Raw genomic sequence first — 15,113 nt, 5'->3', positions numbered from 1 at the left:
AGGGTGAGGGGTGGAGTGGCTGGTGGGGGCCTGGGGGCGTGGGTGGGCCCGGGTCAGCGGACCGACTCCAGGACCTCCGCCGCCCCCACGGCCTCCGCGATCTCCGCGAGGGCGTCGGTCTGCAGGGTCAGCAGCTCCTTCTCGGACATCCCGAGGTCGGCGAGGAGCCCCAGCTCCCCGATCGGCCCCGCCGGTACCGCGTCCGGGTCGGTGGAGTCGTCCTGGTCGGCCGGGGCGGCGGCGGAACGGTGCGGTTCGCCGTCCTCCGTGCCGTCGAGGCCGACGAGCTCCTCCAGGGCGGCGATCTCGTCCTCGGCCCCGGGTTCGCGGCCGAGCATTTCGTCGGTGAGCAGGATCTCCCCGTACGAGGAGCGGGCGGCGGCGGACGCATCCGACACGTAGATCCGGGGGTCCTCCTCACCGTCCACGCGGACGACGCCGAACCAGGCGTCCTCCTGCTCGATGTAGACCAGGACCGTGTCCTCGTCCACCGAGGCATCCCGGGCCAGGTCCGTCAGATCGGACAGGGTTTCCACATCGTCGAGCTCTGTATCGCTCGCTTCCCACCCGTCTTCGGTGCGCGCGAGCAGTGCGGCGAAGTACACCGTGACTCTCCCACTGGTCATAGGCGAATCGGTCCGGCGGGAGGGCGAACGGTGATCCGTCCGTCCTGGGCCCCGCCCAATCGGCATCGTGGCAGAAACAAGCGCCGCGCGAGACCTCTTCGGCCGTTGCGTCGGCCATCAGTTCCAGGAGTGCCCGGTCGGACGTCGCCCTGACGCGCCGCTGAGCGGGCCTTATGCGCCGGTCAGCGGGGGAGTGCGCCGGTGGTACGCACCGGATTTCACCAGCGGAACGTGCGCATCCGCATCTGTTGCCGCATCCGCGCGGCGCGGGCCCGGCGCGGCTGTACGCGGTCGCGGAGCTGTTTGGCCTCGTGGAGCTCGCGGAGGAACTGGGCGCGTCGCCGTCGGCGGGCCGCGTCACTCTCCTGCGCGTCCTCGTCGCCGCGCGCCGCGTCCGGCACGCCGGCCGTGCTCGTCGCAGCCGCCGCGCCCTCGGCGTCGCGCTCCTTGCGCGGCGCGCGCGGGGCCGGGTTTCGGCGCAGTTCCCCGTCAGCCATCGACACACCACCCCAGTACTGGGTCCGTATGCCCCCACCTTCCCCCCGAACAGGTGGTTGATGCCAGCGCAGAGTGCCGGGCGGCGCGGTTACTGTTGACGTATGCGGATCCACGTTGTCGACCACCCGCTGGTGGCGCACAAACTCACCACGCTGCGCGACAAGCGCACCGACTCCCCGACTTTCCGGCGGCTCGCCGACGAGCTGGTCACCCTGCTCGCGTACGAGGCCACCAGGGACGTGCGCACCGAGCAGGTCGACATCGAGACTCCGGTGACGTCCACGACCGGGGTGAAGCTCTCGCACCCCCGGCCGCTGGTCGTTCCGATCCTGCGGGCCGGCCTGGGCATGCTGGACGGCATGGTGCGGCTGCTGCCCACCGCCGAAGTGGGCTTCCTCGGCATGATCCGCAACGAGGAGACGCTGCAGGCGGAGACGTACGCGACCCGGATGCCCGAGGACCTCTCCGGCCGCCAGGTCTACGTGCTCGACCCGATGCTGGCCACCGGCGGCACGCTCGTCGCGGCCATCCAGGAGCTGATCAAGCGCGGCGCCGACGATGTCACCGCCGTCGTCCTCCTCGCCGCGCCCGAGGGCGTCGAGGTGATGGAGCGCGAGCTGGCCGGGACCCCGGTCACCGTCGTCACCGCCTCCGTCGACGAGCGGCTCAACGAGCACGGCTACATCGTGCCGGGCCTCGGCGACGCGGGCGACCGGATGTACGGCACGGCCGAATAGGGCCGACCCCGGCGACGACGACGTCCCGCCGCCCACCGCGCGGTCTCGTGCGGTGGGCGGCGGGACGTCGTCGTGCGGGGCCCTGCCTCGTGCGGCGACCCGGTACGTCTACGGGCGCCGGGGAGGGTGTCAGCAGGAGGGGGACGGGGCGGGGGCCGGCTTCGTGAGGGCCGTCATCGCCGCCGTGGCCTCCTGCGGGGTGCTGAACGCCTTGAACTTCGTCCCGAGGATCAGGTCGATCTCGCCCGTCTTCCTCGCGTCGGTCTTCTCCACCGCGCCCGCGAGCTGGGTGCCGAGCACCGTGAAGCCGCCGTTCTTCGCGGCCGGTGCGCCGAGCAGGACGCCCGTGCCCGGGACCTTCTTGTCGTACTCCTTCGAGGCGTTCCCCACCTCGCCGATGGCGAAGCCCCGCTTCTTGAGCTCCTCGGCGGCGTCCTTGGCCAGTCCGCTGCGGGTCGTGGCGTTGTAGACGTTGACCTTGACGGCGGCCGGCTTCGGCAGCGCCTTGGCGGGGGCCACCGCGGGCTTCACGGTGGGGCACGCCCGTTTGTGGCCGGCCGCGGCGGCGCTCTTGTCGCCGCCGGTGAAGACGTCGATGAGCTGCAGAGTGCCCCAGCCGGCCAGGCCGAGGGCGACGACGGCGCCGACGCCCGCGAGGACCAGCCTGCGGCGCTTCCGGGGGCGGCGCATCCGGGGGTAGGCGTCACCCGTGATGCGGTACTTTCCGCCCATGCCGGGGGGAGTGAGCATGCTCATGGAAGTAGCGTAGTGCCGCTGGTCATGATGCGTACTAAATGATCAACGTATGGCACCCGGATGAGTGGGAAAGCACCCGAAAGGCCCGAATTCGTCCGCGGTGCTCCGATGCCCCGGTGCCCTGGTGCTCCGCTGGTCGGCCGGGCGGCGGTAGCGGTAGCGGGGCCTGGTGGGAGGGTCAGCCCAGGTCGAGGACGCGGGCGTGCAGCACCTGGCGCTGCTGGAGCGCGGCGCGGACGGCCCGGTGCAGCCCGTCCTCCAGGTAGAGGTCGCCCTGCCACTTCACGACGTGCGCGAACAGGTCGCCGTAGAACGTGGAGTCCTCGGCGAGGAGGGTCTCCAGGTCGAGCTGGCCCTTGGTGGTCACGAGCTGGTCCAGGCGAACCGGACGCGGCGCGACGTCCGCCCACTGCCGGGTGCTTTCACGGCCGTGGTCGGGGTATGGCTTCCCATTTCCGATGCGCTTGAAGATCACACGGAAAGCCTACCGGGCAAGGACCACCGGGCGCAGCCAGGGAACTCGCCACACCGCAGGTGCAAAGGCCGTATAGCGCCGGATAGGGCGGGATAGCGGCAGCGGGCCGAGGCGGCGGGGGTGTTCTGGCGCCCCGGCCCGCTGTGGCGGCGGAGGTGTTCTGCCCGGGCGGGTGGTGGTGCCGCCCGCCCGGGCAGGGGCCGTGGGATGCGGCCGGGCGCGGTCCCGGGACGTACCGGGTGGCCGCGTCCGGGGCCGTGCCGTGGGGTGCGAGGAGGCGGAAGCCGCTACTCCGTGTCGCGTCCGTGGCCCTCGCGCAGACCGCCGCCGCTGCCGCCGCTGCCGGGGGCGCCCGAGCCGTTGTCGGGGTCGACCGGGCGGGTCAGGGAGCGCAGGTCGTGGGCGTACGTTCCGACGGCGTTGGCGATCACGTCGATGTTGGTGTCGAAGTGGCGCATGTCGATGTTGTCCAGGTCGTCGCAGGCCGCGTGGTAGCAGGGGTCGTACGCGATCCCCGCCTCGCCGCCGAACACCTTCGCCTGGGCCGCCGTCTTGATGCCCTCGGCCCCGGTGTCCGTACCGCCGGAGGGGATGCCGACCTCGATGAACGGGCCGTAGTCCGAGCGGCCGGTGAAGTCCGTGCCCTCGTGGGGCTTGCCCTTGCCGTCCAGGAACGCGTTGATGTCCCGCTCCAGTTGGGCCGAGCCCTCCGGTCCCGGGCCCTCGCCGACGCCGTCGGAGTTGTCGCCGTCGAAGACGAACTGCACGCCGTTGGGGGAGGCGATCATGTCGAAGTTCAGGTAGAGCGCGATCTGCTCGCGCTGCTTCTCGGAGAGCGCCGCGACGTACTTCTCCGAGCCGATCAGACCGTTCTCCTCGGCCGACCACCAGGCGAACCGGACCTTGTTGGCGGGCTTGCTCTTCGACTGCGCCAGCTTCAGGGCGACGTCGAGCAGACCGGCCGAGCCCGAGCCGTTGTCGTTGATGCCGGGGCCCTCGGTCACCGAGTCGAGGTGCGCGCCGAGCATCACGGTCCGCGCCGGGGCGCCGCCGGGGGTCTCCGCGATGACGTTGCGGGTGGGGCGGTCCTCCTGGAGCTCGCGGATCTCGAAGGAGACGGTGACCTCGCCGGCCGCGAGGTCCCGGACGAGCTTCTCGCCCTCCTCCTGGGTGAGACCGCCGGTCGGGACCTTCCCGGCGGCGACCTCGCCGAGCGTGCCGGACAGCACGCCCTCCACGTTGTTGTAGATGACCGCACCGGCCGCGCCCGCCGCACCGGCGGCCGCCTGCTTCTCGGCGAAGGAGCAGCCGCCGCGCTTGATCAGCGCGATCTTCCCGGTGAAGTCCGCGGCGGCGTAGTCGGACGCCTCGCAGCCGGTCGTGGCGTCGGCGGGCACCGCGACGAGCGGCGCCGTCACGCCGCCCTTCCGCGTCGACGGCGTGTACGTCATGGCCTTGATCGTCACGTCGCGGGGCGTCGGCGTCACCACGGCGAGCTTTTCGGCCAGCGTCTCGGTGTAGGTGAAGCGGAAGTTCTCGTACGAGACCTTGTAGCCGGCCCGCTGGAGCTGGCGGTAGACGTACGCGGCCGAGGCGTCGTGACCGAGCGATCCGGCGGCGCGGTGGCCGTCGGTGGAGTCCGCGATCGCCTGGAACTGCTGGAGGTGACGGTAGGCGTCACGGGCCGACGCGTTCCTCACCAGCTCCCGCGACAGCTTGGCCGCTTCCTTGCCGGGGTCGTGCGGGGCGGGGCGCCCGGGGTGCGGGGACGCTGCCAGCAGGAGCGGCGTGGCCAGTGCGGTGGCGGCCACGACAGCCATGGCTCTGCGACGTATGGCGTGCACAGGAGTCCTTCCGGTCGGAACGGCCGGCGCCCCGGTCCGCCCGGGGCTCCGACGGTGTTCGGACGCTGCTCGGGCGGATCGGAACGGAACGGCTGAACGGCTGAACGAATGTGCTGCGAAAGCTAGCGAGTGGCGTCACGCCTGGGAACAGGTGTGGCCGGTTCTCGACGGTGAGGCGGGGGTGTCGTCCTGATTCGGACCATGTCCACGTCACTTTTCGGACGTGGTGCCGCCGCTCTTCCCCGCTGCCCGCGTTGTCGTCGTCTTCTTCGCCGTCGTCTTCGTTGTCTTCGCCGTCTTTGTTGTCTTCGTTGTCTTCTTCGCCGCGGCCTTGGCCGCCGCCTTGGCCTCCTGTTTGTAGGCCCGTACCTCGGCGAGCGACTCCGGTCCGGTGATGTCGGCGACCGACCGATGCGATCCGGCCTCCCCGTACGGGCCCGCCGCCTCCCGCCAGCCCTTGGGCCGTACGCCGAACCGCTTGCCGAGCAGCGCCAGGAAGATCTGCGCCTTCTGCTTGCCGAAGCCGGGGAGCGCGTTGAGGCGCTTCAACAGCTCCCCGCCGGTCGCGGCGTCCCGCCACACGGCGCTCGCGTCGCCGTCGTACTCCGCCACCAGGAACTGGCAGAGCTGCTGCACCCGCTGGGCCATCGAGGCGGGATAGCGGTGCAGGGCCGGTTTGGCGGTGAACAGTCCGGTGAAGGCGTCCGGGTCGTAGGCGGCGATCCGCCCCGCGTCCAGATCGTCCGCGCCCATGCGCTCCGCGAGGGTGTACGGGCCGGTGAACGCCCACTCCATCGGCACCTGCTGGTCCAGGAGCATGCCGACCAGGGCGGCCAGCGGGCTGCGGCCGAGGAGTGCGTCCGCTTCCGGGCTCTGGGCGATCCGCAGGGTGGCGGCCGTGCCGCTGTCGCTCTCGGTCATGGTGCCGATCATCGCGAGCACCGGGGAGGACGGCGACCGGTACTGCGCCGATGGCCTCTGCCCTGTCCGCCGAAGGGAGCAGGGCGTGGGAGCGGGAGGGGCGCTCCTCGGCCGGGGAGTCCGCGTCCGCGCGTGCCGCCGCGCTGCCCGATGAGGCAGTTCCGGATGCCCGGCCCGGGCCGTGGTGCGGGCTGGACGGCCCGGGGGCCGCGCCCCAATCGTGGAAGGCCGAGGACAGCGCGGTCAGGGGAGATGAGCATGGACGCGCACGACATCGAGCAACCCCACGACGGGCATGAGCACCACGGGCACGGCGAGCGCCAGGGGCCCGGAGAGCGGGAGCCGGCCCACGAGCGTGACGAGCACGGCGGGGAGCAGCGCGCTGACCATGCCGCGGACGCGCCCGGCGAACGGGCCCACCACGTCTTCCGGGCGGCGGCCGCCGGACGGGCCGATGTGGTGGGGACGGCCGGGATGGGACTGCTCCAGCGCACGGTCGGGAACAGCGCTCTCGGGGCGATGGTCCAGCGGTCCAGGTCCCGGTCCGAGGCCGAGGAGACGGCCGCAGAAACGGCCGGGACCGAGCACGGGGCCCGGCCGACTGAGGAGCGGCGGTCGCCGGTGCACGACGTGATCTCCTCCGGAGGCTCGCCCCTGGACACCGACACCCGTGCGGACTTGGAGAGCCGGATGGGCGCGGACTTCTCCGACGTGCGGGTGCACCACGACACCGCCGCGCACGAGTCGGCGAAGGGGGTCGGGGCGCACGCCTACACCGTGGGCAACAACGTGGTGTTCCAGCGCGACGCCTACGACCCCTCGTCACCGCAGGGCCGCACCACGCTCGCACATGAGCTGACCCATGTGATCCAGCAGCGCAACGGTCCGGTGGAGGGCACCGAGGCGCCGGGCGGGATCCGGGTCAGCGACCCCTCGGACCGGTTCGAGCAGGAGGCCGTCGCCAACGCGGACCGGGTGCTGGCCGAGCCCGCGCCGGAGACGGCCTCGTCCGCGCCCGCCCCGGTGGCGGTCCCCGCGCCCGCGCCTGTTTCCACGCCTGTTTCCGCCGTACAGCGGACGGCCGCGGAGGACGAGGACGAGCAGCCTGCGGACGTCCAGGGCTCCTTCGTCCAGCGGGCGGTGGGGAAGAAGCCGGAGGAGGAAGAGGAGGAAGCGCCTCCGGCGTGACCTCTGGGACCGCCCCGGGCGCGGTGGGCCGCCCCGGGGCTGGTGGGACTGCCTGCCCGGTGGGAGCGCTCCGGGCGCGGGTGGGCCGCCCGGGTGCGTGTCACGACGTTCGGGTGCGTGCCACGACGGTCGGTTGCGTTGCTCAGTCCGTCGCGTCCGGGCGCATCGTTCCGCCCAGGAACATCGAGGTCGCGCACCGCGAGGGGGCCGGGGCGCCCACCGGCTTGCCGATCCGACGGCAGTCGATGGTCATCGTGACCTTGCCGCCCGCCGGCACCAGGATCGGGGTGACGAAGTGGTAGTCGGAGTCGCGGAAGTTCTCCAGCCCGAGGCTCAGGACCCGGGTGTCCTCGCCCGCCGTGACGGTGACCGTGCCCGCGTCGCCCTGCGGGTTCTGCACCACGATGTCGGTGAGCTGGAAGGTCTGGCCGGCCGGAACCGTCAGGGCCGTCCCGGTATTCGCGCCGCCGCCCACCGCGTCCTGCACCCGGGCCTGCGCACTGGTCGGGGCCCCGCCGCCCGTACCGCCGCCGGATCCGCCGCCCCCGGTGGCGCCCGAGGCCGACGGGCCCGGTGACGGGGTGGCGCCGCCCGATCCGCCGCCCGGGCCCGTACCGGCGGACGCGCTCCCTCCGGGGTCCGCCCCGCCCTGTCCGCCCTCCTCGGGCGCCTTGCTCCGGTCCGCCGCGGCGGCCGACCGTACCGCCTCGGGCGTGACCGCCTCCCGGGCCGCGGACTTCACCGCCGGGCGCAGCAGCGCGTACCAGAGGCCCACCAGGGCGAGGACCAGCAGCGCGGCGGTGGCCAGCGCCCGGGGCAGCCACCGCGGCAGGATCGGGTCCTGCTGGTAGGAGCCGTCCACCAGCACCGGAGGCGGCGGTTCCTCGCCCTCGGGCGGCTCGGGCGCCGCGAACACCTGGAAGGCGTGCGTCACCGGCGTACCGCGCCACATCCGCTTCGCCGGGCGGACCCGCAGCTTCGCGAACTCCGCGTGCCCCGGCTCGATCCGCAGCTCGGAGGCGGCGAACACCACCCGCGCCTGGTCCGTACCGGGGCGGGCTCCCAGCCGTACGGTCACCGGGACGTTGCCCCGGTTGTCCACGGCGAACTGGTGCCGCCCGCCGCGCGACCCGTTCGAACTGCGCGGGACCAGTTCGGCGGTCGTCTCGGTGAACGGCAGGACCGTCACCCGGCCCTCCGGCACCACGGTCTCGCCGCGGTCCCCGGCCGGCGTCACCCGGACCCCGAACGTCGTCTCCCCCGCGAGGACCGCCGAGTCGCGCGGCGGGCGCATCATCACGGACACCGACCCGGAGTCGCCCGGGTAGAGGGAGAGGACCGCGGGTTCCACCGCCGTGTAGGCGGCACACGCGCCGACCACCTCGAAGTGGTACTCCTCGACGGTCCGGCCGGAGTTCAGGATCTGCAGGGGAAGGGTCGTCTCCTCGCCCGGTACGACGGTGACGGCGGACGCGTCGAGGCTCGCGGTAAGGCTCATACGGCGGACGGTAGAGCCGCTCCGGTGGACGGACACCGGTCACGGAGGAACACTTTCGGGCAACTTCGGTGCCCGTAGCACCCTTTCTGTTTCCTCATCTGGGGGAGCGGGAATCCTCTGACCGCCTCACGACAGATGGGGCGGACGAATACAGCTGTGGAGCTTGTGCCTGCTGTGTGACGCTTCCAGCTGGTGCCCAGGGGGAGCATTCGCATGGAGCGCATCACTGTCTCTTTACGCGCGCAGGACCCGATTTCCCAGGCCGGAGTGGCCAGTCAGCTGCGGGCCCGTCCCGAGGTCAGCGTCGTCGAGCAGGACGGCGGCGAGCCGACGCCCCAGGTCGTGCTCCTGGTGGTCGACACGGTGGACGACGAAGTCCTGCGGGTGCTGCGCAACATCCAGCGCACCAGCACCTGCCGCACAGTGCTGGTGACCCGGGACATCGACGAACAGAAGCTGGTGAGCGCGGCGGAGTGCGGGGTGGCGGGGGTCGTCCGGCGGTCCGACTCGACCCCGGACCATCTGGTGCAGGTCATCGGCACGGTGGCGCGGGGCGAGGGGCATCTCCCCTCCGACCTGCTCGGACGCCTCCTCGAAGAGGTCGGCAGGCTCCAGGGCCAGGTGCTCGGGCCGCGCGGCCTGCACTTCACCGGGCTGGCCTCGCGCGAGGTGGACGTGCTGCGCCTGGTCGCGGAGGGGTACGACACCGCGGACATCGCGACGAAGCTGGCGTACTCGGAGCGCACGATCAAGAACGTGCTGCATTCGGTGATGACCCGCCTGCAACTGCGCAACCGCTCCCATGCGGTGGCGTACGCGATGCGCCAGGGACTGATCTGACGCCTCGCGGCGCGCGTTCCGGTCTCGTGTTTCCTGTCCCGTGCTCGTGCTTTCTGCTCCGGCCTCGTGCTTTCTGCTCCGGCCTCGTGCTTCCTGCTCCGTTCCCGTTCTCGTGGCGTATGTCCCGTCACCGTGTCGCCCGTCCCGTCCCGTCCCGTCTCGTTGTCACCTGTCCCGGGCTCGTCCGACGCCTCTCTTTCGGCGGCTGCCGCCCTCTGCGTCGCGTGTGCGGCTGGGCGCGGCCCCGCTGCGGCAGGGTCCTTGCACCATCGGGCAGTCAGGTCTTCCCGGGGGTCTGGCTCGCCCTCCTCGGTGCGCGGCGGGCCGGTGCGCGACGGTGGTCGGCGGGTAGCGGGCGGGACACGGGGAGGGGAACGCTGTGCGGTGGCTTCAGCCGGGGGCGGGTTCGCTGTGGCGCGCGGTTGGGCCGCGTCGGCGTACGGCCGGGCGGGGTCGGCCTGCGGTCGGGCTGTCGGGGCGCATCGCCGGTGCGCGGCACGGCCGTTCGGGCGCGTGCGCTCTTCTCCTGGTGCTGATCGCCGGGCTCGTCCCCGTCTCGGGGGCGGGCGGCGTGGCCTCCGCGGTCCCCGTGCCCCCGGAGCCGTGGGTGACTCCGGCGAAGCTGGAGGAGGTGCTGGACCCGGGCGGTTCGACGGGGGTGGACAAGCAGGTGCGGACGCCGGCGATCCCGCCGCGGCCGGATGTGGTCCTGCTGGTGGACGGCACGGCGAGCATGGCCGACCCGATCGGGAGCGTCCGGGAGAACCTGCCCGCCATCACCGGCAAGATCCTGGCCGAGCAGCCCGACTCGCGGTTCGCGGTCGCCACCTTCGGTGACCAGGAGGGCGATGTCGACGCGGGCTTCAAGGTGCTCACCGGGCTGACGGACGACCTGACGAAGGTGCAGGAGGGCGTCGACGGGCTGAGGACCGATCTCGGGGGCGCCAGCCGGGGCCCCTCGGAGGACTGGATCAACGGGCTGTGGCAGATCGCGGACGGCGCGGGCGGTGCGACGGAGTTCCGCGAGGGCGCCAGCCCGGTCGTCGTGCTGGTCAGCGACGCCTCCAGCCACGCGCCCAGCAACGGGCACTCCATCGACGACACCATCTTCGCGCTCCAGGACAAGGGCGTTCGCGTCATCGGCGTCGATGTGGAGAGCACCATCGGTGACGGTCTCAACGGCAACGGCGACGCCGGAAACCCGGACTACGTCGAGGACCCGCCCACGACTCCCGGCCAGGCCACCCGCATCATCGAGGCCACCGGCGGCCGGTTGCTCGAAGGCATCGACGGGGACCGGGTCGCCGAGGCCATCATCGACGGCTTCGACAACCTCCCCACCTCCGTCGGCTACCGCCTCGACGCCTGCGATCCGCATCTGACCGTCGCCCTCGACCCGCCGACGCGCCGGCTCACCAGCGGGGAGACCGCGCACTTCGCGGAGACGGTCGACGTGTCCGAGGACGCCCCGCAGGGCGCGACGCTGACCTGCACCGTGCAGTTCCTGCTGGGCACCCAGGTGCCCGGGACGGACACGGTCGGGCCGGCCGCCGTGGACGACCCCGACTTCCAGCAACGGATCAGCATCTCCGTGAACGACATCGACCTGCCCGTCGTCACCGTGGACGACCGTACGGCCAGGGCCGCCGACGACGACGGCGTACGCATCGACTACACGGCAACGGCGACGGACCCGCAGGACGGGGCGCTGCCGGTGACCTGCGCACCGCCGTCCGGATCGTTGTTCCCGGTCGGTCTGACGACGGTGACCTGTACCGCCACCGACTCGGCGGGCAACACGGGCGCGGACACGGCACGGTTCGAGGTGCTGGAACCGGTCGTCCCGCCGGACCCGCCCGCCCCGCCGCCGCCTCCACCGCCCCCGGTCTCGGACCTCGCGGTGCGGGCCGACGTCAGCCCGGACCGTACGTACGTGGGGCGGCCCGCCTCCGCCCGGTTCACGATCACGAACGCGGGCCCGGACACGGCGACCGGCGTCGTCCTCGGGACGGTCTGGCCGAGGACGGAGAAGGCGGAGGACCGCAGCCTGCCCGCGGTGGGCCGGTGCACGGCGGCGCGTCCCTGCACGATCCGTCCCGGGGGGCGGGTCGAGGTGACGCAGACGGCGACCTACCGGGCGGCGGTCACCGGCGACGTACGAGCCTCCGTGCGCGGTGCCCTGCCCGACCGGCGTACGGCGAACAACCGGGACGTGGAACGGCTGCGGGTCCTCCAGCCCTCGCTGACGGTCACCCCGCAGGTGGCGAAGCCGGGGCAGCCCGTACTGGCCCGGGGCAGAGACTACCCGCCGGGGGAGACCGTACGTTTCACGTGGAACATCGGCATCACCGCCGACCGGTCCGGTGTGCGGGTGGGCCGCGACGGCACGTTCGAGGTGCAGGTGCTGGTCCTGCGGAAGGACACGCTGGGCCCGCGCGTTCTGCGGGCGGACGCCCGTGACCTGCCACGACTGCGCAAACCGGTCCTCGTCGTGCAGCGCAACCTCCAGCCCCCGGACTTCGCGGGCCGGTCATGAGGACGCCCGTCGTGGACCCGGTCGAGAACCGCCGGACACGCCCTGAGGCGGTCGCCGGATGATCCATGAAGTGGACGACGTCCTGCGGTCCCTGATCCGGGCCGAGGTGCTGGAGGGCCGTCAGATCGCGGTGGTCTTCGACGCCCCGACCCGGGAGTGGGCGGCCAAGGTCAACGCGCCGATGGTCAACCTCTACCTCTACGACATCCGTGAGGACATGCGGCGGCGGGAGCGCGGCCTGCACAACGAGTACGACGAGCGTGGGGCGATCGTCGCGCGCCGCCGCCCACCCCGCTACTTCAAGCTGTCGTACCTGATCACGGCGTGGACCAAGCGCCCGGAGGACGAACACCGCCTGCTCTCCTCCCTGCTGGCCTGCTTGCTGCGGTACGAGGCGCTGCCACCGGAGCGGTTGGCGGGCACGCTGGCGGCGGTGGGGGCCGCGGTACCGATGTCGATCGCGCTGCCGCCGCCGGAGGACCGGTCGTTCGCCGATGTGTGGAGCGCCCTCGGGGGCGAGTTGAAACCCTCGCTGGACCTGGTGATCAGTGTTCCGGTGACGGCCTCGCCGGTCTACGAGGCGGGCCCGCCGGTGGGCGACGAGGGGCTGCGCGCGGAGTTCGGGGACATGCCCGCGTCGGTTCCCGGGGAGAGCGCGGGTGCGGGGGCGGGGGCGGGCGTGGGTGCGACGGAGCCGCAGCCTGGACGGCCGGGGCTGCCGGTGTACGGGTCGCGTCCCGGCCGGCCGGCCCGCGTGCCGTCTGCCGCCGCGCCGGGCGGCGAGCGGGGGCGGGCGGTGTCGTTGCGGATCACGGAGCGGCGGGGGACGGCGCCCGGGGACGCGAGCGGGGGCGCGGGGCGGCGGGGGACGTCGGCTGCGGACGAGGGGGGTAAGGCGAGCAAGGCAGGCGGGGCAGGCGGTGCGGGCAAGGCAGGCAGGGCGCACGAGACGGACGAGGCGGACGAGGGAAGGGACGGATGACGGCGGGGGACGGCGTCGGCCCGGACCTCCGGCATCTGCTCGCCCGGACGGCGGCCGTGGAGCGGCGCATCCGGCACGCGGTGGAGCTGCGGAGGAGCACCGACCCGGACCCGGACGACGATTTCCGGGGCCTGTATCTGACGGACGAGAGCATCGCGCGGCTGCTGGACGACGAGCGGGCGCGGGGGTTTCCGACGACGGCCGGTTTCGCGGCCGAGGGTCTGCGGGACGGGGCGGAGGCTTCCGAGGAGGAAGCGGCCTCCCGACTGGGCCGACTGGCGCGGGAGTTCGGTCTCACCGTGCTCGACACGGAGATCCTGCTCATCGCGCTCGTACCGGATCTGGACGACCGTTTCGAGGCTTTCTACGGCTACCTGAACGACGACGTGTCCCGTCGCCGTCCCTCCATCGGGCTGGCCCTCGGCCTGTGCGGTGCGGCGCTCTCCGACCCGGCGGCCCGGGCCCGGCTGGCGGCGGGCGCCCCGCTCCGGGCGGGCGGGCTGCTGCTGGTGGAGGAGCTGAACCGGCCGTTCCTGAGCCGTGCGCTGCGGGTGCCGGACCGGGTGGCCGCGCACCTGCTGGGCGACGACGCCCCGGACCCCCGGCTGGCGGAGCTGCTGGCCCCGTGGCAGGCCGTGGCCGGGGCGGGCGACCCGGCCACGCTCGCCGGAGTGCTGGCGGACGGGGTCGCGTTGGCGTACCTGAGCGAGGACCAGGGCGGGGCGGGCACGGCACTGGCCGCGTCGGCGCTGGCGCGGGCGGGCCTGGGGGTGCTGGGCCTGGACCTGGCCCGGCTGGCGGAGGATTCGTCGCCCGCCGAGGCGGTGCGCGCCCTGGTCCGGGAGGCGCGCCTGACCGGGGCGGGGCTCGTGTGCGCGCCGCTGGACGCGGTGTCCCGGGACCGCCCGGGGCTCCTCAGGCTCCTCACGGCGGCCCCGGTCCCGACGGTCCTGGTGGGCCGGGCGCCCTGGGACGCGTCGTGGTCGGCCGTCCCGCCGCTGCTGCTGCACGCGCCCCGGGTGGAGCCGTCGGCGCGGGGGGCGCTGTGGCGGGAGGCGTACGAGCAGGCGGCCGGGGCGGGACGAGGGCCCATGAGCGGGGCTGGGCACGGAGGCCGCCCGCCCGAGGTCGGCCACGGGGACCCGTCCGGCGACGCCGCCGCGCTCCCCGCCGGGGCCAGCCCGGGGCACCCGCCCGCCATCGCCGCCCCGCTGCCGCCCGGCATCGCCCCGGACCACCTGCTGGCCCCCTTCCTCCTCACCCCGGAACAGATCACCGGGGCCGCCCGGTCCGCCGCCCAGTCGGCTCGGCTGGCGGGCGGGGAACTGACCGCCGACCACGTACGTCAGGGGGCCCGCGCCCAGAACGCGGCGGGCCTGGACCGCCTGGCCCGTCGCATCGAACCCACGGTGGGCTGGGAGGACCTGGTCCTTCCGCCCGACACCCGCACCCAGCTCCGCGAACTCACCGCGCGCGCCCGGCACCGCGACCGGGTGCTGGGGGAGTGGGGCATGCGGCCGGGCGGGGGGAGGGGGCGAGGCGTATCTGCCCTGTTCGCCGGCGACTCGGGCACCGGCAAGACGATGTCGGCGGAGGTGATCGCGGCCGATCTGGGGCTGGACCTGTACACGGTCGACCTGGCGACGGTGATCGACAAGTACGTGGGCGAGACGGAGAAGAACCTGGAGCGGATCTTCACGGAGGCGGCCGGCGTGAACGGCGTGCTGCTCTTCGATGAGGCGGACGCGATCTTCGGGAAGCGCTCGGACGTGAAGGACGCCCACGACCGCTACGCCAACGTGGAGAGCGCCTACCTCCTGCAACGCATGGAGTCCTTCGACGGCTTGGCCGTCCTCGCCACCAACCTCCGCGCCAACCTGGACGACGCCTTCACCCGCCGCCTGGACCTGGTCGTCGACTTCCCGGTCCCGGACCCCGAACAACGCCTGCTCCTCTGGGACCGCTGCCTGGGCCCGACGCTTCCGAGGTCGGCCGACCTGGACCTCGCCTTCTGCGCCGAGAACTTCGAGCTGGCGGGCGGCAACATCCGGTCGATCGCCGTGACATCGGCGTACCTGGCCGCGGAGGCGGGGAGCGCGGTGACGATGGAGACGGTGATCCACGCGATCCAGCGGGAGTACCAGAAACTGGGCCGGCTGACGCTGGCGTCGGAGTTCGGGCCGTATCTGGGGCTGGTGCAGGGGTGAGGGAG

At 73.2% G+C, this 15,113-nt stretch carries 13 protein-coding genes; 6 read left to right on the top strand and 7 right to left on the bottom strand.

Annotation, left to right across the window (positions count from 1 at the left end; all coding sequences use genetic code 11):
• Positions 1 to 53: 53 nt before the first annotated feature.
• Positions 54 to 605, bottom strand: a complete 552-nt coding sequence (locus IF19_RS0131000) for a tRNA adenosine deaminase-associated protein (protein ID WP_030117578.1) — start codon at positions 603 to 605, stop codon at positions 54 to 56.
• Positions 606 to 844: 239 nt separating this feature from the next.
• Positions 845 to 1,123 (bottom strand): hypothetical protein, encoded by a 279-nt coding sequence (locus IF19_RS0130995; protein ID WP_030117577.1) that lies wholly within the window; start codon positions 1,121 to 1,123, stop codon positions 845 to 847.
• Between the two features lie 102 nt (positions 1,124 to 1,225).
• Between IF19_RS0130995 and upp the strand changes: the two genes are divergently transcribed.
• Positions 1,226 to 1,861, top strand: coding sequence for a uracil phosphoribosyltransferase (gene upp, locus IF19_RS0130990; RefSeq protein WP_030117576.1), 636 nt, complete (start codon positions 1,226 to 1,228; stop codon positions 1,859 to 1,861).
• A 129-nt stretch (positions 1,862 to 1,990) separates the two neighbouring features.
• Here upp and IF19_RS0130985 read toward each other — a convergent pair whose 3' ends face one another.
• From IF19_RS0130985 to IF19_RS0130970, 4 genes are all read right to left on the bottom strand, one after another.
• Entirely contained in the window at positions 1,991 to 2,593 is a 603-nt protein-coding gene (locus tag IF19_RS0130985; protein WP_030117575.1) for a LytR C-terminal domain-containing protein, read from the bottom strand.
• A 202-nt stretch (positions 2,594 to 2,795) separates the two neighbouring features.
• Positions 2,796 to 3,092 (bottom strand): type II toxin-antitoxin system VapB family antitoxin, encoded by a 297-nt coding sequence (locus IF19_RS0130980; protein ID WP_003967677.1) that lies wholly within the window; start codon positions 3,090 to 3,092, stop codon positions 2,796 to 2,798.
• A gap of 287 nt (positions 3,093 to 3,379) precedes the next feature.
• On the bottom strand, positions 3,380 to 4,912 hold the full coding sequence (locus IF19_RS0130975; RefSeq protein WP_030276662.1) for a M28 family metallopeptidase: 1,533 nt from the start codon (positions 4,910 to 4,912) through the stop codon (positions 3,380 to 3,382).
• Positions 4,913 to 5,146: 234 nt separating this feature from the next.
• Positions 5,147 to 5,857 carry an HhH-GPD-type base excision DNA repair protein gene (locus IF19_RS0130970; protein ID WP_032747737.1) on the bottom strand — a complete coding sequence of 237 codons (711 nt, stop codon included), beginning with the start codon at positions 5,855 to 5,857 and terminating at the stop codon, positions 5,147 to 5,149.
• A 252-nt stretch (positions 5,858 to 6,109) separates the two neighbouring features.
• Here IF19_RS0130970 and IF19_RS0130965 point away from each other — a divergent pair, with 252 nt between their 5' ends.
• On the top strand, positions 6,110 to 7,045 hold the full coding sequence (locus tag IF19_RS0130965) for an eCIS core domain-containing protein (protein ID WP_030117571.1): 936 nt from the start codon (positions 6,110 to 6,112) through the stop codon (positions 7,043 to 7,045).
• Between the two features lie 142 nt (positions 7,046 to 7,187).
• Here the strand turns inward: IF19_RS0130965 and IF19_RS0130960 are convergent, their stop codons facing one another.
• Positions 7,188 to 8,543 (bottom strand): COG1470 family protein, encoded by a 1,356-nt coding sequence (locus IF19_RS0130960; protein WP_030117570.1) that lies wholly within the window; start codon positions 8,541 to 8,543, stop codon positions 7,188 to 7,190.
• Between the two features lie 213 nt (positions 8,544 to 8,756).
• Here IF19_RS0130960 and IF19_RS0130955 point away from each other — a divergent pair, with 213 nt between their 5' ends.
• From IF19_RS0130955 to IF19_RS01000000135110, 4 genes are all read left to right on the top strand, one after another.
• A complete protein-coding gene (locus IF19_RS0130955; RefSeq protein ID WP_030117569.1) occupies positions 8,757 to 9,383 on the top strand; it encodes a response regulator transcription factor in 627 nt (208 codons plus the stop codon).
• 532 nt (positions 9,384 to 9,915) lie between these two features.
• Positions 9,916 to 11,919, top strand: coding sequence for a VWA domain-containing protein (locus tag IF19_RS0130950; RefSeq protein WP_078580732.1), 2,004 nt, complete (start codon positions 9,916 to 9,918; stop codon positions 11,917 to 11,919).
• Positions 11,920 to 11,977: 58 nt separating this feature from the next.
• Positions 11,978 to 12,901 carry a Pvc16 family protein gene (locus tag IF19_RS1000000137265; protein WP_050494006.1) on the top strand — a complete coding sequence of 308 codons (924 nt, stop codon included), beginning with the start codon at positions 11,978 to 11,980 and terminating at the stop codon, positions 12,899 to 12,901.
• The gene (locus IF19_RS01000000135110) at positions 12,898 to 15,108 is read left to right on the top strand and encodes an ATP-binding protein (protein ID WP_032747703.1); all 2,211 of its coding nucleotides are present in this window, start codon (positions 12,898 to 12,900) and stop codon (positions 15,106 to 15,108) included. Before IF19_RS1000000137265 ends, IF19_RS01000000135110 begins: the two co-directional genes overlap by 4 nt.
• Positions 15,109 to 15,113: the final 5 nt, after the last annotated feature.

Source organism: Streptomyces californicus, from assembly GCF_000717645.1.
Lineage (GTDB): Bacteria > Actinomycetota > Actinomycetes > Streptomycetales > Streptomycetaceae > Streptomyces > Streptomyces californicus.
Note: the sequence above shows the minus strand (reverse complement) of the source record. Positions and strands in the feature narration are given on the sequence as shown.

Excerpts from the sequence above, each read along its gene's own strand:
- IF19_RS0130995 (WP_030117577.1), bottom strand. The coding sequence starts at position 1,123 with ATGGCTGACGGGGAACTGCGCCGAAACCCGGCCCCGCGCGCGCCGCGC.
- upp (WP_030117576.1), top strand. The coding sequence starts at position 1,226 with ATGCGGATCCACGTTGTCGACCACCCGCTGGTGGCGCACAAACTCACC.
- IF19_RS0130985 (WP_030117575.1), bottom strand. The coding sequence starts at position 2,593 with ATGGGCGGAAAGTACCGCATCACGGGTGACGCCTACCCCCGGATGCGC.
- IF19_RS0130975 (WP_030276662.1), bottom strand. The coding sequence starts at position 4,912 with ATGGCTGTCGTGGCCGCCACCGCACTGGCCACGCCGCTCCTGCTGGCA.
- IF19_RS0130970 (WP_032747737.1), bottom strand. The coding sequence starts at position 5,857 with ATGACCGAGAGCGACAGCGGCACGGCCGCCACCCTGCGGATCGCCCAG.
- IF19_RS0130965 (WP_030117571.1), top strand. The coding sequence starts at position 6,110 with ATGAGCATGGACGCGCACGACATCGAGCAACCCCACGACGGGCATGAG.
- IF19_RS0130960 (WP_030117570.1), bottom strand. The coding sequence starts at position 8,543 with ATGAGCCTTACCGCGAGCCTCGACGCGTCCGCCGTCACCGTCGTACCG.
- IF19_RS0130955 (WP_030117569.1), top strand. The coding sequence starts at position 8,757 with ATGGAGCGCATCACTGTCTCTTTACGCGCGCAGGACCCGATTTCCCAG.
- IF19_RS1000000137265 (WP_050494006.1), top strand. The coding sequence starts at position 11,978 with ATGATCCATGAAGTGGACGACGTCCTGCGGTCCCTGATCCGGGCCGAG.
- IF19_RS01000000135110 (WP_032747703.1), top strand. The coding sequence starts at position 12,898 with ATGACGGCGGGGGACGGCGTCGGCCCGGACCTCCGGCATCTGCTCGCC.